The organism is Hominimerdicola alba 8 (assembly GCF_000178155.2).
Taxonomy (GTDB): domain Bacteria; phylum Bacillota; class Clostridia; order Oscillospirales; family Ruminococcaceae; genus Hominimerdicola; species Hominimerdicola alba_C.
In genome coordinates, this window is sequence record NZ_ADKM02000050.1 from 1 (window position 1) to 21,127 (window position 21,127).

Sequence of the window (21,127 nt, forward strand, 5' to 3'; positions counted from 1 at the left end):
CGGGCGATACCTTATGTTTAAGGTATCGCCCTGATTTTTTATGTTTATCTGGCTTTTATCAGTTCTTTTTCCATTATCTCCAGATCGGCTTCATCGAGTCTGTTGTCTTCGCAGAGGTCGCCTGCCTTGATGTTGGGTATGAACGCATCATATGACGAGTTGAGCCACTGCCGCAGCAGCACTGCATCGGCTATGTTGAATTTTCCGTCAGCGTTGACATCACCTCTTACAGGCTGATCTTCCTGCGGGATCACTATGGGCGATGTTCCTGCCACCGCCTCCTGCCACTGCTTTGCATCAAGGTCGTATTTCCAGATGCTTCCGTCAGTGCGGAGGAAGTAAACAAAACCGTGTCCCATTGCTTCATCATATGTACAGCATACTTCGGACTCAACATTTGTCAGACCGCACCAGTCACCAAGAAATGCAAGCGACATGGTCTTATCATCATTCTGTATGAAGTAATTGAACACTGCATCGTCTTCTCTTATGCCGCGATACTGATACTGGTGGATATAGAATACCCCGTTATAGATGCCGAGCGCTCTTTCAGGGTGAGTGTTGTAGACATTTTTACCTGCTATCTTCTCAACTGTACCGTCTGCTTTAGTGTACTCAGCATACAAGCCGTCATCTGACGCACGTACAGATACGACATCTTCAGCTATAACATTTTTTGTCAGGGTATCTGAATATCTTATCTCATAGAGCGTTCTGCCGTTTATCACATAGCAGTTTGAACCAACACAGCAAGCATCGGAAGGTTCACCGATATAGGTGCTGCCGGTATACACGTTGACTCTGCCATCACCGATAATTTTTGTGCTGTAATACTTTATATGCCCATTATCCGAAACATAGAAAGGCTCACAGCCGTCTATCCAGCCCTTTGAATCTGTTGCGACTGTCGTGGTGATAAAACCGTCACCCTTAGGTACTAAAGTATAGATATTGCCGTTTTCACCGAGATAATAACCATTGCGCATCGACTTTACCTTGATATCGGTGACAGGCTCACCGTTGACGAGCAGTGTGCCGTCTTTTTTCAGCACCATATCAGCCCTGTTGTAGTCATTGTTATACGTGCGCTTGCTGAAATACTCATAATCCGCCACATCGGTTTCAAGGACTTTGACTTCACTGCCGCGAATGCTGTACAGTATTCCGTTGAGCAGTGCTACGTTACCCAGTCTGCCGTCTTCAGCATCGTAGTTGTAGAAATGACTGTATTCAACTTCAAAATTATCTATGCCTGTATCATGCAGAGCGGGGTCATACGCCTGCGGTGCTTTTTTGACGGTGATATCGCCTGTGTATAAGTCCTTTCCGCCGTAAGATATCGTGTAAGTCGTTTTGCCTGCGGAAACACCGTAGATATAATCATAGACATAAGAAGCGCTCGTTGTGCCGTTCAGAAATGCCGCAGTATCCTTATCTGCTATCGAGATATCATAATCCAAAAGATTTCTGGGCTGACATTCTATCCTTGCGGCTGTCCCTTCCCATATCTCAGGGGCAGTAAAATGAAGCACTTCCGCCCTTTGTTCAGGGGTGATCTGATCCATTTCATAAAGGCAACAGGACTCCAGATGCAGATCTTTCATAAAGGAAATATCTGTTATAGGCACATTTCTCATGTCCATATATTTCAGTGTGGGTAGTTCTTTAAGTATGGAAAAATCAGTGATATTGCCGTTGCTGAAAGAGATATCATTGCATGATGTCAGTTTTTTCAGCCATGACAGATCTGAAATACCGTCAAGATCTATACTAAGGTATTCAGTCTGTGCAAGTTCGGCATCGGTGATAACCCCGTCAGAATCGAGATCGTATAAAAATTTGTGTTTCATAAGCTGTGCATATACAGCTTCGTCAACATTTGCAGGTGTTTGTGTGTTCTCTGCAAACGCTGTGATGTTGCAGCACGCAAGCAGTGAAGCAACGGCAGTAATGAACGATATAGTTTTTTTCATTGTCTGAGCCTCCGATCAAAATTTTGTTTTTTCGTTTCGTTGTCCTGTTCGGACAGCTTTTTGCCATTCATCGATGTGGGCATGAACTTATTATAACATAACTGTAAAGAAAATACAATAGCTTTTTCATGTCTTTGATGTTTCAGTCCAAATTTCCGAACACAGATCAGATCTTTCGCAAAAACGCTCTGCTTTGTTAAAAAGCAGAGCGGTCAGATGTTTTAATATGCACTACGTTTTTTGAAGAAGATCAGCATGAATGCTATCATCAGAGCAGTCGCCCCGACAGGTATAAGGTGCATCATATCCGACATTTCTTCGGTTTGTTGTAAATGAACGAAAGCGCCTTCAAAAATATATATCTTTGCCATAAAATGGTTGATGACATTTGAGATATCATACTTAAAGTTAAATGGCAAGAATGACTTTATCAAAACAATTATAAGGCAAAAGTAGCTTTTTCTGAATACGATCCCCAGAAATACGCCGATAACAGAATAGAATATAACAGCGGCTATAAGCACAAGTATCTGTACCGCGTAGTTTGACTTGTTGAGGTCGGTCACGGTAAGATCTATACCTGTTATATCTGTGCTTAATTTGCTGTAAATAACATGCCCCGCGATATAAGCAAGTATCAGCGTTATGAAAACGACCAGCAGATTTTTCATGATAGTCGAAACTATCTTTGAAAGTATATATTTTGTCTTTCCATACCGCAGTACATGATTTCTGATCGTTTTGTTTTTGATATCATCAGTCACGCATATCGATGCAAGAAACGTTACAAAAATAACTGCTATGGATATCACCGGTTCGATCACCAGTGACAGCAGATTTACAGGTGCAAAAACATTCACATCTTTTTGTGTAGCTTCAATATAATATGGCAGAGGGTTTTCGAGGAATAAATCGGATTTAAAAAATGATTTATCCTGTAATAATATAGTATACCCGCGTTCTATCTCAGCTTTGATCTCTTCCTCAGTCATACCTTCTGATAAGTAACTTTCATAATCGTGTTTATAACAATCGTAGTCGTTCACTGCATGATTATAATTTGAATAGAGATTCAGCGCCGATATAGCTGTAAACAACAGCAGGAAAACGACAAATGCTTTTGACTTGACAAAACGACGCATCTCATTCTTCAACATATTCATCGTATATTTCTCCTAAGTCAAATTTTTCTCCGTTTTTCTTTTCGTATCTCTGCATTTTTTTATCACCTATAACGTAAACAGTATCGACTATCTCGGAATAAAATTCAAGGTGATGACCCGTGAGAATGATCGTTGAATCATTTTTCCAGATCTGCAGATCGCGTTTAAGTCCTTTCAGCATCGCATAGTCAAGCCCGTTCGTTACCTCGTCCATTATTATGGTCTTGGGTCTTAGTATGCTGATAAGTGCAAGTGAGAGTTTCTTCTTCTGCCCGTATGAATAATGCGACACCTTTTTTCTTATAAGTTCGGGGCTGAAATACTTAAGCGCCGCCTCTTTTATCTCCGCCTTGCTTTTGCCTTCCGCGAAGCAGATCAGATTGTCAAGACCGCTGAGTTCCTTGTAAAACGTACATTCGTCCCAGACTACAAAAATATCCTTACGTACTTCACCATTTATCGGTCTGCCGTCAAATTCGATCTTTCCCGAATAGCCTTCAAGGTCAGAGATACACTTTATAAGGGTAGTTTTTCCACAGCCGTTTTTGCCCATCAAAAAAGATATTTTCCCTGTTTCAAACTCAGCATCTGCATTATCATATATGATATCTTTTCCGTATTTTTTTGAGAAGTCTGTTATTTTTATCATACTTGTAATTATCTCCGATATTTTCCGATACATTCTGCATTCAGCTTAACGGTCACACAATCACTGTCAATTTTCAATAATTAAGCTACGTAGAATACCGTAATAAATTTTCTAATTAAGCCTTATAATCAATCCATTTAACAATAAACATTATATCATTTATTTGCTCTGATATCAATATCATAAACTCATTGTTTATCGTTTGTTCACAAAGAATTGTTCGTTTGTTATTATTTTAACATAAGCCTAAACTTGCCGTTCTTCTTTAGCTATCCAACTTTTTGTCTGAAATTTAAGGCGGAGCCTATCGAGTGATGCCCGAAATTAAAGATCCGCAAATTAAAATACCCCTGAGTGTTTTGTGACACTCAGGGGCATAACTTCTATATCGTTCGCCGTTCCATTCTTGACTATCTCGCCATTATCACCGCGTTTTCGGTCGGGTCATCGTAAAAATCCTTCCGCAGACCCACCTGCGCAAATCCAAGACTTTCATACAGTGCTTTAGCTGCGCTGTTAGACTCCCGCACCTCCAGCACCCAGCGCTCTGCATCGGGCAGAACTTCTTCCAGCTTTTCAAACATAGCCCGCGCCAGACCGCGCCTGCGGTATTCGGGCAATACGCAGATGTTGTTTATCTCAGCTTCGCCCGCCACACACCAACAGCTTACAAAGCCCGCCGCTTTGCCGTCAACGCAGGCTAAAAATGTGTGGTCGTTGGGATTTTTCAGCTGTGCGCAAAGGGTCTGTTCACTCCACGCTTCGCGCAGACATTTTGCCGAAATTTCCGCCGCCGCTGAAACATTTTCCTCATTGAGCGCAACTATCTCCGTCATGGCTTTTCACCCACCAGCAGATAGCCGCCATCTTCCCGCAGGACTTTCACGCTGACATTCACAAGACCCGCTTTACGCGCCTGCGCCCTGAATGCCCGCGGGGGAGTGCCTGCACCTGTTTCACCGTCAAACTCAAAGGCGCACACCAGCTGACCTCCCGACCTCAGCACCCGCAGTATCTCCGCAAAAGCGGCGGCTTTGTCCTGCCACAGCGGGGGAGTGTCCACCGAAGTCACACAATCAAAAAAGCCGTCATTGTAGGGAAGTTCTTCAATGCTCGCCATACCCATCAGCGCTATCTCGTCTATACTGCGCTCACGGTCAGCAGAAGATATATCCACCCCGTAAAGGTCAAGCCCCTTGCCGCCCAGCATCCTGAGCATTTCATCACTGCCCATGCCGATGTCCAGCAGTCTGCCGCGCCCGCGCCCTTTTACAAACTGCCGCACCGCCGCATACCGCTCCTTTTCCGCCCTGCGTACACTCAGCGTATTTTTCAGCCTTTTTGCGTATTCCAAAAGCATCGACTCACCTGCTTTCGATAAGTTCCCTCACTGCCGATATCAGCTTGTCCATCTCTTCATCTGTGCCAATGGTTATCCTCAGCCACCTGTCTATGACGGGCTTCTTGAAATACCTTATAAATATGCCCTTTTCACGGGTGTAGCTGAATATCTCCTCTGCGGGGATAGTCGGGTGCTTCACAAACAGGAAATTTGTTTCGCTGTCGGTAACAGTGAATCCCATCTCGCGGAAAGCCGCCGCCGACCTGTCCCTTGTCGCCTTGACCTTGCCAACAGTTTCGCGGAAATACTCCTCGTCCTTAAGACTTGCGATAGCAGTTTCAATGGCAAGCTGGTCAAGTGGGTAGCTGTTGTAGCTGTCCTTGACTGCCTGCATGTAGTTTATAAGTTCAGGCTGTGCAAACGCCATACCGATGCGCATGCCCGCCAGCGACCTTGACTTCGAGAAAGTCTGTGTGACTATCAGATTGTCGTACTTCTCTATCAGTTCAACACAGCTGTAACGCCCGAAATCCACATAAGCCTCATCTATTATCACGATGCAGTCGCGGTTGTGTTCAAGCAGGTCAACAATAAAGTCTTTGCCTACACCGATGGCGGTAGGCGCATTCGGGTTAGGTATGACAACGCCGCCGTTTTCGGGGTAGTAGTCCTTTACATTTATCAGAAAATCGCCGTCAACAGGCTTTGTTTCGTAGGGAATTTTCAGCAGTTCGCACCAAACAGGGTAAAAACTGTAAGTTATATCGGGGTAGAATATCGGCTTATCCGAGTTGAAAAACGCCCTGAACGCCGTAGCCAGCACATCGTCCGATCCGTTGCCGCAGAACACATTCTCCGCCTTAAGACCATACCTTTCAGCCAGTGCCGCCTTAAGGGGCACTGCATCAGCCGAAGGATACTTTTTCAGGTCGAAAATATCCTTTTTCGCCAGCACCTCAGCCACCGCAGGCGCAGGCGGATAGGGGTTCTCGTTGGCATTCAGCTTGATGATATTCTCATTTTTCGGCTGTTCGCCCGCCACATACGGCTCAATATTTATCAAATTTTTTCTCCAGAGTTTTTCAGACATTTCGTTACTCTCCTCACATTCAAAATTGCAGATATCGCATGGTGAATATCCTGCCCCGCATCAGACGGCACAGCAGACACTCACGCCCGTCCGAACATTCAACTTTCTGAAATATTATAACACAGCGCGTGCGCTCTGTCAAATTTCAGTATAGTAAAGTATTACCATGCTATCAACATAAATTATTATATCACACCCTCCCCCGCTTGTCAATAGCCGCAGGATATTTTTATAATAAACGACATAATAATTTTCCCGCAAACCGACAGCAAAAAAGGCGGAAAGCCCACGCTTTCCGCCTAAGATGTCATATTATTACTCAGCAGCAGACTCTACAGCTTCCTCAGTTGCCTCAGCTGTGTCGCCCTCAGCCGCACCGTCTTCCTTATCAAGACCTGTGATGGTGAAAGTAACTTCAAGGCTCTGTGAGAACATCAGCTTGCTCTTGTCGATAGCAGGATCTTCCTTGCCCTTGCCGTACTCGTTGTATATCTCAAGTCTGTAGCAGTTGTTGTCACTCTCGATATTGCCCTTTACGATCTTGGCATCATCAAACTCAACGTCCTTGCCGTCAGCCTTGATGGAGTCAACAGTAACACTTATCTCCTGACCTGTGTACTTGCCTCTTGCCTTCTTGTTAACACCGTAGTTCTCTTCATCGGTGAACTTCTTCTGGTCGCCCTTTTTGGTTTCCTCGCCTGTGTCGGTCATTGTACCGTCGCAGATACCTGTGATATCTACGCAGAATACTGTTGCGCCGTTAGCAGGGAATACAACGCCCTCGTTCTCGTCCAGCAATACCTGAGGATTGTAAGCGCCTGTAACAGCGTCCTGAGCCGCGATCGAGTCCTTAGTGATCGAAACAGTGTATGTGCCGTCACCCGTAACATCAGCGTCAACGCCATAAGCACCGTCAGCTCTCAGATCCTCAGGATAACCCTGACCCGAGAAGTTAGACCAGAACCACTCGCTGTCAGCGAACATCAGGAAAGCATCGTAGCCCTTGAATTCCGTAACAGCCTTGTAGTCAGGATCAGGCTTAAAGCACTCCAGACCTGTAACTTCGTCGATGTAAGGCAGGTCGCTGGCAGCAGAATCGCCGCCCTCTTCAGCCTTGCTTTCCTCAGCGGAAGTTTCTTCCTCAGCCTTGCTCTCTGCGGCAGCTGCTTCCTCGCTTGATGCCTCTTCTGCTGCGCTCTCGGCAGCCTTTGTTGTAGTTGTGGCAGCTTCGCTGCTGCCGCCCTCAGAAGTATCACCGCAAGATGCGAAAACAGCAGTTGTCAGACACAATGCGCAAGCCATAGCCATTATTTTCTTTAACATAATAAATACCCTCCGTCCTTAATATCCGTTCAATACTATGCACAAGCCCTATTTTCGGGCTTTCCTCATTTTGATTGTACATTATTTTCCCCATTTTTTCAAGGTGTTATTTGTACAAATTACCCTTAGCGATGAACAGAAATAATCGTGGACTTTGCACAAAATGCTCTAATTTGGTATTAACTTTTTATCATATATAGTCATTTTGAATAATTTTGGCAATTTTAATTCCATTTTAAGGCATTAACGCCCCCTCCGCCGAGAAAAGTTCACCCCCGTTAACAAAAGATTTACAAAGCCGCGTTCAGCCACAAAAACAGCTTTCCTCCGCTGTGCGAAGGAAAGCTGTTCATCAGTCGATATCGATAAATTCGGCGCTGCCGCCTTTATTGTCTTCCTTTTTGCGTCGGAAAACGCTGCGTGAAATGGATATTCTTCCTGTCAGGTTCATTATGCCCGCCACCAGCAGACATATCCCCAGTATGGTCATAGCGCCGTTGACTATCAGCAGAGGATTCACCAGCAGTGATATGCCCAGCAGAGCCGTCAGCAATGCAGGCAGAAAAGCCCTCAGCCAGTTGGGTTCGCCCCTGCCCTTCACATAAAGCGCCTCCTGAACGTTCACCACACCGCTGACCAGCATGTAACAGCCGAATACCAGCGAGATGACTTTAGGGATAAAATCAGGTCTTACCATGACGAATATGCCAGCCGCCATGAAAATAACGCCCGATACCAGACCGCTCGCCCTTTCGGGGTCAGCCTTGTGCCCAACAAAGTACTTTACCAGTGATGCCGCGCCGTACAGCGCCATCAGCCCGCCGACAACGATGCCCACCATTCGGGTAAAAAATCCCGGTCTGTATATCAGTGCTCCGCCCATAACTATACAGAACGCCGACAGCACCCAATAGTTGCGGACTGCCTTTTTCAGACTTTCCATGCTCAGCCCTCCCCTTCGCTCTCAGCCTCTTTTTTCAGCTTTACAGCCTTGATGACCTTCATGCGCGAGAATTCCTCTCTGTCCTTCTCTTCCAGCGAATCGGATATGAACTTGACAGTATTTGTGTAGCGCGGGATTATTATGTTCTGCAAAGCGTTCGCCCTGCGCTGAGTTTTCTTTATCGCCACCGAAAGCCTGTATATGCTGTTCTCGACCTCAGCCAGCGTTACAGTAAGCCTCTTTACCTTCTCAAAAGCAAGGAACGCTCTGTCCAGCTGCGAGTCCGTCCTTGAAAAGCCGTAGCAGACATCTGTTGGCGTTTCATGGAAAATGACTTCGGGCAGTTCAACGCCCATTACGCTCTTTGAACTCAGTTCGATGCCTTTCTCGATGGGCATGCACTCGGCATAAGGCATTATGACACCCATCGACATGTTTGCCAGTTTCAGCATCTCATAAGCCTCTTTGTAGGTTTCCTCGATGGAACTTCTCAGTTCTTTCGCCTTTTCCACCAGCGTCATTATCTCGCGTATCAGAATGTTGCGTTTTCTGTCCAGCAGCTCGTAACCCAGCGCTGCAAGCTGTAGATTTTTCTTGGTAGCCATAAGGTTTCCTTTGGTAGGAAACACCTGCTGTTCAGCCATTTTCTCACCTCGTATCTTCGGTTATCCCGTACAGCCGTTGACCAGACGTAAAATTTCTTGCGCGACAGATATCTTCCGCCCCATGCGAACCCCGCCGCGCAATTATGGATTATGAATCAAAAAGTCGCTTCTTCGGGCTTGTAGAACTTTTCCAGATGTTCGTCATCGACACGGTCAAGTTCGCTCTTCGGCAGAGTCGAAAGCAGTGCCCAGCCGAGATCAAGCGTTTCCTCGATGGAACGGTTCGTTTCAAAGCCCTGATTTATAAAATGCTCTTCAAACAAGTTACCGAATTTCAGGTAAGCCTTGTCTGTGTCGGTAAGTTCTTCCTCACCTATTACCGATGCCAGCGATCTTGCGTCCTGCACTTTTGCGTATGCCGCAAAAAGCTGGTTAGCACACATCTGGTGGTCTTCTCTGGTGTAGCCCTCACCGATGCCGTCCTTCATCAGTCGCGAAAGGCTCGGCAGTATGGCAACGCCCGGATAAATGCCCGTAGCATCGAGGTTTCTGTCAAGCACTATCTGACCTTCTGTGATGTAGCCCGTCAGGTCGGGTACAGGGTGGGTGATATCATCGTTGGGCATTGTAAGTATCGGTATCTGTGTGACAGAACCGCTCGAACCCTTGACGATGCCCGCTCTCTCATAGATAGCCGCAAGGTCGGAATACAGATAGCCGGGATAACCCTTTCTGCCGGGTATCTCGCCCTTTGATGACGAAAACTCACGCAACGCCTCAGCATAAGAGGTCATATCTGTCAGTATTACCAGTATGTGCATGTTCTTCTCAAACGCCAGATACTCAGCGCAGGTAAGGGCACACTTAGGTGTCAGTATACGCTCGATTATCGGGTCGTTGGAAAGGTTCAGGAACATGGCAACTCTCTGCAAAACGCCTGTTTCCTCAAAACTTCTGCGGAAGTAGTCCGCAACATCGTTGGTAACACCCATCGCGCCGAATACCACCGCAAAATCCTGACCCGCTTCGTCCGCTATCTTTGCCTGACGAACTATCTGCACCGCCAACTTGTTGTGCGAAAGACCCGAACCTGAGAAAATAGGCAATTTCTGACCTCTGATAAGTGTCATCAGCGCATCTATCGAAGAAATACCTGTGTTTATGTAATTTCTTGGGTATACACGCGAAACGGGGTTCAGCGGACTGCCGTTTATATCGCGGCTCTCTTCTGCCACTATCTCGCCCAGACCGTCTATCGGCTTGCCCGCACCGTTGAATATGCGTCCCAGCATCTCGCCCGAAAGCGGCAGTTCCATCGGTCTGCCTTCAAAGCTGGTGGTGGTGTTTTTCAGCGAAAGCCCCTTTGTGCCCTCGAACACCTGCAAAACAGCCTTGTCCTCATACACCTCAACGACTCTCGCCAGACGGTGTGTGCCGTTGTCAAGTTCGATATCGGCTATCTCATCATAGCTGACATTCTTGCACTTGTCCAACACTACCAGCGGTCCGTTGATCTCGCTCAAACCTATATATTTGATATTCAATCAGACCACCTCCGCTTTCTTGTACCAATCGGTCATTTCGCGCTCATATTCATCGAACATGCCGAGCTTGTCATTTGGGATATCATACTTTATCTTTATGAGCTTGTCAGCCCAGCCGTTTTTCATTATCTCATCGATCGATACGCCCTTGCCCAGTGCTTCCTTTGATAACTCAAAGAACTGTAGTATCGCTTTCATCATGCGGTACTGCTTATCCAGCGGCACATAAGTATCGTCCTTATGGTAAGCGTTCTGCTGTAAGAAACCTACACGCACTACTCTTGCCACTTCTATCAGCAGTTTCTGGTCATCGGGAAGTACATCTGTACCCATCAGCTTGACTATCTCCATCAGGCTGTTCTCCTCCACCAGAATATTTGATATCTGCTGTCTTACCTCCATGAAATCGGGGGCAACATTGTTCTTGTAATAAGCGCTCAGGTCATCTGTGTACTCTGAGTAGCTGGTATTCCAGTTTATCGCAGGATAGTGTCTTGCATAAGCCAGCGCCTTGTCCAGCGCCCAGAAGCATCTTACGAAACGCTTTGTGTTCTGGGTGACAGGCTCGGAGAAGTCCGAACCCTGCGGTGATACCGCACCGATTATAGTTACCGAACCCTCAGCGCCGCCCAGTGTCTTCACATATCCCGCTCTCTCGTAGAACTCGGATATTCTCGAAGGCAGGTAAGCAGGGAAGCCTTCTTCTGCGGGCATCTCTTCCAGTCGTCCCGATATCTCACGCAAAGCCTCAGCCCAGCGTGAGGTCGAATCTGCCATTATCGCGATATGGTAGCCCATATCGCGGTAGTATTCAGCCAGTGTTATGCCCGTGTATATCGAAGCCTCACGCGCCGCAACAGGCATGTTCGATGTATTAGCTATCATCGTGGTCCTGTCAGTCAGCGGACGCTGTGTCTTGGGGTCTATCAGTTCGCTGAACTCTTCAAGTACCTGCGTCATCTCGTTGCCGCGCTCGCCACAGCCTACATATACGATTATATCCGCATCGCACCACTTTGCTATCTGGTGCTGGTTCATGGTCTTGCCTGTACCGAAACCGCCCGGTATAGCCGCAGTACCGCCCTTAGCCACAGGCACGACCGTGTCGATTATACGCTGACCTGTTATCAGCGGTCTTGACATCGGCATTCTCTCCGCACATGGGCGGGGAGTTCTGATAGGCCACTTCTGGCAGAGAGTAAGTTCTTCTTCCCTGCCGTATTCATCTCTTATCCTGCATACCACATCGTTGACGGTGTACTTGCCCGTCACCGCAGTCCAGATGACCTCACCGCCCTTTGAAAGCGGCGAGAGCATGCACTTGTGTGTTATCAGCGCAGTTTCGGGACAGGTAGCATATATCTGTCCGGGACGAAGCATGTCGCCGCGCTTGACCGCCAGCGTCACCTCAAATTTCCTCTCGGTGTCCAGAGACGGCACGTTCGCACCCTCAGAGATAAACGCACCGCTTATCTCCTCCAGCCTTTTCAGAGGTCTTTCTATGCCGTCATACATGTTGTCCAGTATTCCGGGACCCAGTGTTGCCGCCATCGGCGCACCTGTGCCGTAAACAGGTTCACCCGGTTTAAGACCTGTGGTAGTTTCATAGACCTGCAAAGTAGTTTCTTTCGCACTTACACGAATTACCTCGCCTATCAGCTTTTTGTTGCCCACAAACACCATTTCCTGCATGGAAAAACTCTTTGTGTTCCTGACAGTGACGACAGGTCCGTTGACCGAATATATCTTATCCATTGTTTCCGTACTCATTCTATTCACGCCCTTTATGTGAACTCTACCAAACCCCGACGGGCGTTCGGTATACCGCAGGTCAAACCCCGCAGATGTTTGTGTTTTATTATTGCAAAGCCCCGCCGCGCATACGCCCGATGACCTGCTAATTCAGCGAAAGTCCCGCCTTGCCTGCGAAGCCGCTCTTCTGCCTGTTGTATTCGTTGTCGAAAGTGCAGTCAACAGCCAGATTGTCCTCAGGGTAGACCACCATAAGCCCGCCCAGCAGGATATTCCCGCTCTCGCAGACGGTAAATCTGCCGCCGCATGTCAGCTTATCTGCATACTTCATGTCAGCAGATGCCAGCCTTACCTCGCCCTTTTTGTCGGGATAAGCATCAGCGCATTCCTTCGCACGCTTCACCAGCAGTGCCTCATAGTCAGCCGTCTGACGGAAAGCCGCCAGCTTTTCCCTGACATTTGCAAACACCTTGCCGATGACCTCTTCTCTTGCGGTCAGCACGACTCTTCTTGAATCCAGTCTGCCCGCCGACTGCGCCCTCTGGGTCGCTTCACGCACTTCCTTATCGACCTTAGCTTTGCTTGTCTTTACGAGTTTCTCAGCCTCAGCCTTAGCCTGCAAAATGGTCTGTGCGCATTTTTCCTCAGCTTCTTTTATTATCTCTTCAGCCTTTTCGGCAGCCTCATCAAAGACCGCCTGCTTGAATTTTTCCAGCTTTTGTGTCTGATCAGTCATACTTGTCCTCCGATCATTTTACAGCTTGATGCCCACAGCCTCCGCCAGATACTTTGATATGGTATCGGATATGTTCGCTGTGGCATGTCTGTCGGGTATCTCAACTATCAGCGGCACCGCGCGGTTCAGCTTGTAATCCATGACCTTGTCGGTACACTGTTTCAGTGCCAGTTCAGTCATCAGCACTATGCCCACATCCTCAAGTTCCATCGCCTCGTCCAGCGCCTTTGAAACTTCTTCGGGGGTGTGTACCACCTTGCCCTCGATACCCGCCAGCCTCATACCCATCAGGGTATCTATGTTGTCGCTAAGCAGATAGAATTTCATACTTAGCCGCCGATGTTCGATATGATAAGGATCGAGATCAGCAGACCGTACAGTGCGATACCTTCACCCAGTACGACGAAGATCAGTGCCTTAACGAAGTTCTTGGGATCTTCGGAAGTAGCGCCGATAGCCGCAGGCGCACCCGAACCAACTGCGATGCCCGAACCGATACAGGAAAGACCTACCGAAAGACCTGCTGCCAGATAGCCCAGACCTGCGCCTGTGGAGATCGCCTTTGCAACAGTTGTGCCCTCTTCAGCGGCGAATGCCACCAGATTGCTGAAAGGCAGTATCATGCCCACCAGCATCAGACCCGCAAATGTACACAGGTTGCCGATGAAAGCGCCCTTTGCAGACTTCTCACCTGTCTTTATCTTCTTTGCCATTACAAGAAAAGGTACTGTCAGCAGAACGACAGCTGCCAGCGGCATCAACATTATTTTAAGCATATCAAAAACCTCCAAATAAGTTTATCAAACATTTACCTCAGTATCGAAGCTGACGCTCATAGGCTCAAAAGCCTTGCCGTCGCTCTCATAGAAACGCGAGAATATCTCATAGAATTCCAGACGGATTATCTGTATCGCAACTATCATGCCCTCCATCGCCATAACGAAGAGGTTGCCGATGATAAGTGTCACAGGCTTGCCCGCAGATGCGGTCATATCCATCAGGGTCATTACCACCATCATCATACCCGCGTGTGACAGTACGAAGCCGCCAACTCTCAGGAATGACATTGTATTTGAAACATAACTCAGCAGAAACTCGAACATCTCAAAGAAATTCTCAACGATGAACCCGCCGATGGTCATATCTTCCTCGTCCTCAGACAGCCTCCACTTCTTGTACTTCATCGCTATCGAGAAAGGAACGCGGCAGAATATACATATCAGCGGTATAACTATCAGGAATATCTTGAACGGCAGTGACATGACTTCTATCTTAAGCATCATGGTGCATACAACGCCCACGCATACCGATGCGTAGAACACCAGACCCGCTATGCCGTTGCAGCCGAATATAGCTTTTTCGTAGTTCTTCTCCTTGAAACCGATGCCGATATTTATGAGCATCGAAACAAGTATCAGGAAAATGCCTATACCCACCGCAGTCAGCAGTATGAAAGTTGACTGCTTGAATATCTTCAGCGGCAAAAAGTCAACGCCGAAATTCTCAAACACAGGGTCGAGCAGTTCCTCAAAGCCGAATACCGAGCCGTAAAGCGTACCGAATACCATGCTGGAAAGTCCGCATCTGGTCACCATGCCGCCCGCAGGCTTGTTTATCTTCTTGCTTATCAGGAAGCCCAGCAGGAACAGCAGAAAGCCCTGTCCCAGGTCACCGAACATTATACCGAACAGTATCGTGTAGGTTATTGCCACGAATGCCGTCGGGTTGAAGCCGTTATACTTAGGCAGACCGTACATCTCGACCAGCATCCCGAAAGGTCTTGTGAACCAGCCGTTTTTCAGCACTGTAGGCGGCGTTATGTTCGCGTCCGCATCAGCGGGCAGCAGAACCACTTCCACCTCGTCCATATCCTTGAACCCTTCACTGAACTTGTCAGCATTTTTCTTCGGTACAAAGCCCTTTATGTAGAACTTTTCCTTGACCGCCCCGACTTTTCGGCGCAGTTCAAATATATCATACCGCTTTTTCAGTGCAGTGTAGGCTTCCAGCACAGTCTGGTCGTGCTTTTTCGCCAGCTGACTTATCTCCTTGTCGAGCGCCTCTATCTGCGCTTTCTTTTCCTTTATCTGACTTTCCAGCTTTTTCAGCGCCTCGTCAGTGTTGCCCGTTACATAATCAGGTATCCTTATCCTCTCAAAGAACATCGAGCGGAAGATGCTGTCTATCAGTTCCTTGTCGCCTTCTGCACAGAAGTACATGCCCCAGCAGAAGTCCTTCGTAGTTTCAAAAGGCACAAAGAAGAATGTCTGGTCGTAGTACTGCAACTTCGCCAGATTGTCCGCAGGCATGCGTCCAACGCGGCAGGCAGTATGCTTGCAGGCGAATATCTTGCTGAAATCGTTGTTCATGCCCCGCAGGTGGTCTACCTGTAAAACAGCCCCCTCCAGTTCGGATACTTCCTTTGCAAGCCTTTGCTTTTCCTTGCTCTTTTCCTCTATCTCACCGTCAATATTATCCGACAGTTCGCAAAACTGTTCAGCCGTCCAGCCCTTGAAGCGTGTGCCGGGCGCTTCGGTCAGCTTGATATCCATCTCACTCGCCAGTGACGCGAATTCTTTCAGCGGCACGCCGAAAGGGTTCTTCTCATTGAGCAGCCTTACAGTCGAGTTTGCCTCGTTCTTGAAAGCAGGCTCTATATGAAAACACCCGCTGTCACAGCATCGCATCAGCGTTTCGTCCAGATCCTCAAATCTGCCGATTATATTGACAAGCGCCATTTTCTCGATCGCCATATTCCGATGATCGCGCTCCTTTCCGTAATAAATTCAAGAGGTCGCCCTCTAAAGCGTTATCAGCTGCGCTTCTATAGCCGCAGCCTCCACACCGTATCTGATGCCCTCGATTATAGTCACCAGATTTGAAACATCTATATCGCAAAGCTGTATGAAAGCATAAAGCGATACGGGAGCATAGGTGCTGCCCGTCAGATAATGCCTCAGCCTGCGTATCTTCACGCTGTTTATCTCCACCTCGATATTGTCGGTATCAGGCGAATTTTTGCCGTATATGGTATGGTTGACCATATCCATCATGACCTCAGCGTCTGCGGCTTCATACAGCCTTTCCATATTCTTTTTGCCTATACCGTAGAATTTCAGCGACCTGCGCTTTATCTCCTCAGGCTCAAACCCGAAGTATGCTTTCATACGGTAAGCGTTTATGATATTGCGGCAGTCTATCTCGCGCAGTATCATCGTTTTCAGCTCGTCCGATACCGCCCCGCCGAACTCCTTATCCGCCTGCTCCAGCAATTCAGCATAATAATCCGTCCTCAGACGAAGTTCGCATTCGGTATAGTCGGCATTGCCGTCCTCCCTGACGGGTATGCGCCCCAGCACCTTGCCGTAGCGCGTGCCTTTCAGCCCCGCCACCAGTTCTTCATAGGTCTGCGAGTTGCTCAGTTCCATCACAGGTATGCTCAGGTACTTTATAAGGTATCCGGGCAGGTCTGACAGATAAGTGCGGTCAAGCGACGAATTTATGCGGTTGATTATCGAGAGTATGCACTCTATCTCGCTGCGCCTTATCAGGAAGCCAAAGAACGGTTCTTTGTCAAGCCCCTGAAATTTGCACAAACGTATGTAAGTTTCAAAATTCTCCCTGTACAGAAGTTCTTCCAGATAACCGCGATGTATGGTATTCGGGTCAACTTCAGTGAAAGCCTCTTTGAAACGTGCCGACCTCGCGATGAACTCAGCCGCTTCGGGAACCGTCCTCAGTGCCGCCATCTCCCTGTATTCTTCGGGCGTGAACAGCTGTGCGTACTTTGCCCTTATCTTGGCAGTCGTCGCATTTGAACTGTAATTATCCAGCATGTCGGGCACCCCCTTTCAAGCCGCACTACCCTTGACCCGTTATCGCGGCGACTATGTCGTTTTCCCACTTTTCGTGGTTCTTCTCAAAAGCCTCGCTCAGCGCTTTCAGCTGCGCCTGCTCGCTCTCTTTCAGCGCGCCTGCATTGTTTGCCGCGCCGCATTCTTCCAGCTTTTTTCTGCGGTATTCTTCCGCTTCTGCTTCGGCTCGCATGCGTATCTCACCGACTTCAAAATCGCAGGAAAGTTCCATCTCGCCGCGCTTTTCCATAGCTGCTTCCAGCTTTTCTTCGGCAAGTCTGTCAGTTTCCAGTATCTCGCTGATTATATCCAAACCGATCGCTCTCCTTTCGGCTATCATTTCTGTTTATCATGCAGAACGCTTTACTGCACTGATGCAAAAAAGCACTCTGTCCGAAACACAAATTCATTTTACAACTTTTTTGAATAAAATTCAAGCAAAGCCTGACCTTTTCCACGCTTTTAACAATTGCTAACTTAAGTGCCGATTAATTTCGTTGATATTTACCAGAATCGTCTTTATATACGCCTCAAAACAGCCGCAATTATTGTTTAAAAGCACTGTTATCTGACCCTGACGTTAACTTTAAATTAACATACGGCGCTTGACAAACGAAAAAAAAAGTGGTATAGTTGTATGTGTTGTGAATACACTTGTTTGCCGGAGGTGAACTTTTCGTGGCAGAAAACGACTCGGGTCTGGTGATAGTCAGTGCAGATGTACTGCCTGACATAGTGCTAAAAGTGCTTGCCGCAAAGCGCATGCGTGCAAGGGGCGAGGTATCTACCTCTACCGAAGCGTGCAGGGCAGTGGGCATATCGAGGAGCGCGTATTATAAATATAAAGACTCGGTTTTCAATTACGAGGAAAGGCTGACCAACAACATCGTGTCAGTCTACTGCACCCTGCGTGATGAAAAGGGTGTGCTTTCATCAATAATCTCAAAGCTGTATGAACTTGGCACGAATATACTGACGATAAACCAGAATATCCCTGTTGACTCAGTGGCAACGGTGACATTTTCGGTCAGGTTCGACAGAGATGCGCTCAACACTCAGCGGCTCACTGAGGAGCTTTCAAAGGTCGCAGGCGTGGTGGAAGCGAAGATAATCTCAGGCGAGTGAGAAAATTTCCTGCGCATACGGCGCGGGGCAAATAAATACAAACCGTTCTGACCGACCGGGTTCGGTCAAAAATACAATGGGAAGAGGATAATTTATGAGCAAGAATGTAGCAGTCATCGGTTATGGTGTGGTAGGCTCGGGTACTGTCGAGCTGTTTATGAAGAACAGAGATGCCATCAACAAAAAGATAGGCAGAGAATGCGATATCAAGTACATTCTCGACCTGAGGGATTTCCCTGAGTCGCCTTTTGCCGACCGCATCATACACGACTTCGATACCATTCTGAACGATGATGAGATAGAAGTTGTAGCAGAGGTAGTAGGCGGCACAACTTTCGCATATGAATACACCAAGAAGCTGCTTGCAAAGGGCAAGAGCGTGGTAACTTCCAACAAGGCACTTGTTGCGGCTTACGGCGCCGAGCTGTTACAGCTGGCACAGGATAACGGCTGCAGCTACCTGTTTGAAGCAAGCGTAGGCGGCGGTATACCGATAATCAGACCGCTTTACAAGTGTCTGGCAGGCAACGAGATACAGCAGATATCGGGTATCCTCAACGGTACTACCAACTTCATTCTCTCCAAGATGATAAAGGATCAGATGTCTTTTGAGGACGCGCTGAAACTGGCTCAGCAGCTGGGCTATGCCGAAGCCGACCCCACTGCCGATGTTGAGGGCGAGGACGCATGCCGCAAGATCTGCATACTGGGTTCACTGGTATACGGCAAACACATCTACCCCGAAATGGTACATAAGTCGGGCATCACCCGCATCACCCTCGATGATGTTGAGTACGCCGCAAACGCAGGCTATGTCATCAAGCTGATCGCTTCTGTAAAAAGACTTGAAGATAACAGTCTCAGCGCTATCGTTTGCCCAAGACTCGTTCCCAAGAGCAATATGCTGGCAAGCGTTGACGATGTTTACAATGCAGTCAGCGTAACAGGTGACGGCGTGGGCGATGTACTGTTCTACGGTCAGGGCGCAGGCAAACTGCCTACCGCTTCGGCTGTTGTCGGTGACATCATCGACTGCCTCAGACATCAGGGCAGATCGCTGGGCATCCACTGGGAAGAGTCCAAGAAGGACGAGAAGTTCGTTGTAAGATACAAGGACACCAACTGCTCCATGTATGTTCGTCTTAAGGGCGAAAACGTTCAGGAACTCAAGCCTTCCATCTCCGAGATGTTCGGCAAGCTGATGTATATCGAGCGCACCAACCGTCCCGATGATGAACTCGCTTTCATCACTCCAAATATGGTCGAGAGCGATATAGATGCTAATCTGGAAACTCTTTCCAAGTCTGCCGAGATAGCAAGCAAGATCAGAATGTTCTGATATATCCGATATAATGATACAAGCCGCAGAACACAGCGTTCTGCGGCTTTTTTACTTACCGTTCGTTTTCTTTATAATCCCAGTTTTGATGTGTATTGCTGATGATACAAAATGGCTGTTCTTTCGTATTGTTCCCCCGCCTTCGGCGGGGGAACAATACACAACCAAATTGGTTTTCTTTATATGGACTGCTTGTCTTTCTCACCTGCATTGTCTTTCTTATCTTCGGGCTTTTTCCTGTCCCGCAAAATATAGACCAGCCACCCCTTAAACACCAGCATCAGCACCCCCAGTGCCGTCAGCACACTGCCAATAATTATCTTGTCTTTGGGTCCCCCCTCAACATAGTAACTGTAACCGTCGGGGTCGTAGTATACCTTTACGTTCCCGCCTTCTTTAAAGCCGTCCTTTTCGATATATATTTCATGTACAGGACACTTGCTGTCATTTACCTCTATATAAGTGTGATATGTCCTGACTGTTGTCGGTCTGCCTCTTCTTGACCTGCTCGTTCTCGTGGTCACTTTTACATCAGTCACATAGCCCACAGCTTCGGCTGTACATTTTTTCTTTAGTTCGTATTCCGTTTTCAGATAGTTTATACCCGCTCCCGCAAGCACAAGGTCAACTATCACCAAAAACGCCAAAATAATGCGTATTGCCAGCTTCGCTCTCTTCTTTTTCTTAGCTTCCAGCTCCTGCCTCTGAGCTTCCAGCTTCTGCCTTTCTTTTTTCTTTCTTCTGCTCGCCATGTTCACACCTCACATTTTATGCGTACAGTATACCACTGCGCTGAAGATTTGTCAAGATTTGTATTGACAAAGACGGAATAACGTGTTATCATTATAGTGACCTCCCGCTGATGCGGTGCGGGGTCATATAATATAATTGTAAGGAGTTAATTGTTTGAAACTTACTAGAACGGAGATAGCAGACTGATCGGGAGATCAGCTGTCAACACCCCGATCTCCCGATCCAAAAACGCATTGTTTAACGTTTGAACGGGAGGAAATAACTATGGATAATTTTATAATACGCCTTGAGACCGAAAACGACCGCAGAGAGAACGAGTTTCTTGTACGCGAAGCATTCTGGAACGTCTATAAGCCGGGGTGCAGTGAGCATTATGTACTGCATGTCCTGCGTGATGACCCCGCTTTCGTGAAAGAACTCAACTTCGTGATGGTGCAAAACGGCAGACTTATCGGGCAGAACATCTTTGTCAGAACAGTGATAAACGCCGATGACGGCAGAGTTGTCGATGTGCTTACGATGGGTCCCATCTGCATAACCCCCGATTTACAGCACACGGGTCTTGGCAGGAAACTGCTGGACTTCACCGTTGAAAAAGCCCGCAGTATGGGCTTCGGCGCAGTGCTGTTCGAGGGCAATATAAACTTCTACGGCAAAAGCGGTTTTGACTATGCCGAGAAATTCGGCATACGCTACCATGACCTGCCCGATGGCGCAGATCAGTCATTCTTCCTCTGCAAAGAATTGAAAGAGGGCTATCTTGACGGCGTTACAGGCGTGTATCAGACACCGCAGGGGTACTATGTCCCCGATGACGAGGTGGAAGAGTTCGACAAGATCTTTCCGCCAAAGCAAAAGCTGAAACTCGCAGGACAGATATTCGGATAACAAACAGACCCGATGGTGCATGCCGCCATCGGGTCTTTATAGTAAACG

Annotated in this window: 21 protein-coding genes; 3 read left to right on the forward strand and 18 right to left on the reverse strand. The window is 47.7% G+C overall.

The annotated features are described in order from the left end of the window. Window positions 1-44 precede the first annotated feature (44 nt). From CUS_RS04425 to CUS_RS04505, 17 genes are all read right to left on the reverse strand, one after another. Window positions 45-1,973, reverse strand: coding sequence for a dockerin type I repeat-containing protein (locus tag CUS_RS04425; protein ID WP_002847886.1), 1,929 nt, complete (start codon window positions 1,971-1,973; stop codon window positions 45-47). A 221-nt stretch (window positions 1,974-2,194) separates the two neighbouring features. Next, window positions 2,195-3,136: an ABC transporter permease subunit gene (locus CUS_RS04430; protein ID WP_037276560.1), complete on the reverse strand. Its 942-nt coding sequence runs from the start codon at window positions 3,134-3,136 to the stop codon at window positions 2,195-2,197. Beyond that, window positions 3,117-3,785 (reverse strand): ATP-binding cassette domain-containing protein, encoded by a 669-nt coding sequence (locus tag CUS_RS04435; protein ID WP_002847894.1) that lies wholly within the window; start codon window positions 3,783-3,785, stop codon window positions 3,117-3,119. Before CUS_RS04435 ends, CUS_RS04430 begins: the two co-directional genes overlap by 20 nt. A 410-nt stretch (window positions 3,786-4,195) precedes the next feature. Continuing rightward, the gene (rimI, locus tag CUS_RS04440) at window positions 4,196-4,621 is read right to left on the reverse strand and encodes a ribosomal protein S18-alanine N-acetyltransferase (RefSeq protein ID WP_002847916.1); all 426 of its coding nucleotides are present in this window, start codon (window positions 4,619-4,621) and stop codon (window positions 4,196-4,198) included. Next, window positions 4,618-5,145 carry a class I SAM-dependent methyltransferase gene (locus CUS_RS04445; RefSeq protein WP_002847826.1) on the reverse strand — a complete coding sequence of 176 codons (528 nt, stop codon included), beginning with the start codon at window positions 5,143-5,145 and terminating at the stop codon, window positions 4,618-4,620. The genes rimI and CUS_RS04445 overlap by 4 nt, the downstream gene beginning before the upstream one ends. Window positions 5,146-5,149: 4 nt before the next feature. Continuing rightward, entirely contained in the window at window positions 5,150-6,217 is a 1,068-nt protein-coding gene (hisC, locus tag CUS_RS04450) for a histidinol-phosphate transaminase (protein WP_002847878.1), read from the reverse strand. 315 nt (window positions 6,218-6,532) lie between these two features. Continuing rightward, entirely contained in the window at window positions 6,533-7,540 is a 1,008-nt protein-coding gene (locus tag CUS_RS18530; RefSeq protein WP_002847827.1) for a hypothetical protein, read from the reverse strand. Window positions 7,541-7,892: 352 nt separating this feature from the next. Further along, window positions 7,893-8,483: an HdeD family acid-resistance protein gene (locus tag CUS_RS04460; RefSeq protein WP_002847950.1), complete on the reverse strand. Its 591-nt coding sequence runs from the start codon at window positions 8,481-8,483 to the stop codon at window positions 7,893-7,895. Between the two features lie 2 nt (window positions 8,484-8,485). Next, the gene (locus CUS_RS04465) at window positions 8,486-9,127 is read right to left on the reverse strand and encodes a V-type ATP synthase subunit D (protein ID WP_002847796.1); all 642 of its coding nucleotides are present in this window, start codon (window positions 9,125-9,127) and stop codon (window positions 8,486-8,488) included. A gap of 116 nt (window positions 9,128-9,243) precedes the next feature. Further along, entirely contained in the window at window positions 9,244-10,632 is a 1,389-nt protein-coding gene (locus tag CUS_RS04470; RefSeq protein WP_002847975.1) for a V-type ATP synthase subunit B, read from the reverse strand. Further along, window positions 10,633-12,387 carry a V-type ATP synthase subunit A gene (locus CUS_RS04475; protein ID WP_002847763.1) on the reverse strand — a complete coding sequence of 585 codons (1,755 nt, stop codon included), beginning with the start codon at window positions 12,385-12,387 and terminating at the stop codon, window positions 10,633-10,635. 142 nt (window positions 12,388-12,529) lie between these two features. Beyond that, window positions 12,530-13,120, reverse strand: coding sequence for a V-type ATP synthase subunit E (locus CUS_RS04480; RefSeq protein ID WP_002847854.1), 591 nt, complete (start codon window positions 13,118-13,120; stop codon window positions 12,530-12,532). Between the two features lie 18 nt (window positions 13,121-13,138). Continuing rightward, the gene (locus CUS_RS04485; RefSeq protein WP_002847935.1) at window positions 13,139-13,447 is read right to left on the reverse strand and encodes a V-type ATP synthase subunit F; all 309 of its coding nucleotides are present in this window, start codon (window positions 13,445-13,447) and stop codon (window positions 13,139-13,141) included. A 2-nt stretch (window positions 13,448-13,449) separates the two neighbouring features. Continuing rightward, window positions 13,450-13,896 carry an ATP synthase subunit C gene (locus tag CUS_RS04490; protein WP_002847755.1) on the reverse strand — a complete coding sequence of 149 codons (447 nt, stop codon included), beginning with the start codon at window positions 13,894-13,896 and terminating at the stop codon, window positions 13,450-13,452. Window positions 13,897-13,920: 24 nt separating this feature from the next. Further along, window positions 13,921-15,873 carry a V-type ATP synthase subunit I gene (locus CUS_RS04495; protein WP_002847797.1) on the reverse strand — a complete coding sequence of 651 codons (1,953 nt, stop codon included), beginning with the start codon at window positions 15,871-15,873 and terminating at the stop codon, window positions 13,921-13,923. Between the two features lie 48 nt (window positions 15,874-15,921). Next, complete coding sequence (locus tag CUS_RS04500) at window positions 15,922-16,956, reverse strand: V-type ATPase subunit (protein WP_002847874.1); 1,035 nt, start codon at window positions 16,954-16,956, stop codon at window positions 15,922-15,924. 25 nt (window positions 16,957-16,981) lie between these two features. Continuing rightward, window positions 16,982-17,287 (reverse strand): hypothetical protein, encoded by a 306-nt coding sequence (locus CUS_RS04505; protein ID WP_002847830.1) that lies wholly within the window; start codon window positions 17,285-17,287, stop codon window positions 16,982-16,984. A 365-nt stretch (window positions 17,288-17,652) separates the two neighbouring features. Between CUS_RS04505 and CUS_RS04510 the strand changes: the two genes are divergently transcribed. Next, window positions 17,653-18,099 carry an ACT domain-containing protein gene (locus CUS_RS04510; RefSeq protein WP_002847970.1) on the forward strand — a complete coding sequence of 149 codons (447 nt, stop codon included), beginning with the start codon at window positions 17,653-17,655 and terminating at the stop codon, window positions 18,097-18,099. A gap of 94 nt (window positions 18,100-18,193) precedes the next feature. Beyond that, complete coding sequence (locus CUS_RS04515; protein WP_002847775.1) at window positions 18,194-19,438, forward strand: homoserine dehydrogenase; 1,245 nt, start codon at window positions 18,194-18,196, stop codon at window positions 19,436-19,438. A gap of 179 nt (window positions 19,439-19,617) precedes the next feature. Here CUS_RS04515 and CUS_RS04520 read toward each other — a convergent pair whose 3' ends face one another. Next, entirely contained in the window at window positions 19,618-20,190 is a 573-nt protein-coding gene (locus tag CUS_RS04520) for a hypothetical protein (protein WP_002847833.1), read from the reverse strand. Window positions 20,191-20,455: 265 nt separating this feature from the next. Here CUS_RS04520 and CUS_RS04525 point away from each other — a divergent pair, with 265 nt between their 5' ends. Continuing rightward, window positions 20,456-21,079 carry a GNAT family N-acetyltransferase gene (locus CUS_RS04525; protein ID WP_002847978.1) on the forward strand — a complete coding sequence of 208 codons (624 nt, stop codon included), beginning with the start codon at window positions 20,456-20,458 and terminating at the stop codon, window positions 21,077-21,079. Window positions 21,080-21,127: the final 48 nt, after the last annotated feature.

Bases quoted from the DNA above. Each gene is read 5' to 3' on its own strand.
- rimI (WP_002847916.1), bottom strand. From the start codon at position 4,621: ATGACGGAGATAGTTGCGCTCAATGAGGAAAATGTTTCAGCGGCGGCG.
- CUS_RS04460 (WP_002847950.1), bottom strand. From the start codon at position 8,483: ATGGAAAGTCTGAAAAAGGCAGTCCGCAACTATTGGGTGCTGTCGGCG.
- CUS_RS04490 (WP_002847755.1), bottom strand. From the start codon at position 13,896: ATGCTTAAAATAATGTTGATGCCGCTGGCAGCTGTCGTTCTGCTGACA.
- CUS_RS04430 (WP_037276560.1), bottom strand. From the start codon at position 3,136: ATGAATATGTTGAAGAATGAGATGCGTCGTTTTGTCAAGTCAAAAGCA.
- CUS_RS04495 (WP_002847797.1), bottom strand. From the start codon at position 15,873: ATGGCGATCGAGAAAATGGCGCTTGTCAATATAATCGGCAGATTTGAG.
- CUS_RS04435 (WP_002847894.1), bottom strand. From the start codon at position 3,785: ATGATAAAAATAACAGACTTCTCAAAAAAATACGGAAAAGATATCATA.
- CUS_RS04475 (WP_002847763.1), bottom strand. From the start codon at position 12,387: ATGGATAAGATATATTCGGTCAACGGACCTGTCGTCACTGTCAGGAAC.
- hisC (WP_002847878.1), bottom strand. From the start codon at position 6,217: ATGTCTGAAAAACTCTGGAGAAAAAATTTGATAAATATTGAGCCGTAT.
- CUS_RS04515 (WP_002847775.1), top strand. From the start codon at position 18,194: ATGAGCAAGAATGTAGCAGTCATCGGTTATGGTGTGGTAGGCTCGGGT.
- CUS_RS18530 (WP_002847827.1), bottom strand. From the start codon at position 7,540: ATGTTAAAGAAAATAATGGCTATGGCTTGCGCATTGTGTCTGACAACT.
- CUS_RS04465 (WP_002847796.1), bottom strand. From the start codon at position 9,127: ATGGCTGAACAGCAGGTGTTTCCTACCAAAGGAAACCTTATGGCTACC.
- CUS_RS04500 (WP_002847874.1), bottom strand. From the start codon at position 16,956: ATGCTGGATAATTACAGTTCAAATGCGACGACTGCCAAGATAAGGGCA.
- CUS_RS04425 (WP_002847886.1), bottom strand. From the start codon at position 1,973: ATGAAAAAAACTATATCGTTCATTACTGCCGTTGCTTCACTGCTTGCG.
- CUS_RS04525 (WP_002847978.1), top strand. From the start codon at position 20,456: ATGGATAATTTTATAATACGCCTTGAGACCGAAAACGACCGCAGAGAG.
- CUS_RS04485 (WP_002847935.1), bottom strand. From the start codon at position 13,447: ATGAAATTCTATCTGCTTAGCGACAACATAGATACCCTGATGGGTATG.
- CUS_RS04520 (WP_002847833.1), bottom strand. From the start codon at position 20,190: ATGGCGAGCAGAAGAAAGAAAAAAGAAAGGCAGAAGCTGGAAGCTCAG.
- CUS_RS04445 (WP_002847826.1), bottom strand. From the start codon at position 5,145: ATGCTTTTGGAATACGCAAAAAGGCTGAAAAATACGCTGAGTGTACGC.
- CUS_RS04480 (WP_002847854.1), bottom strand. From the start codon at position 13,120: ATGACTGATCAGACACAAAAGCTGGAAAAATTCAAGCAGGCGGTCTTT.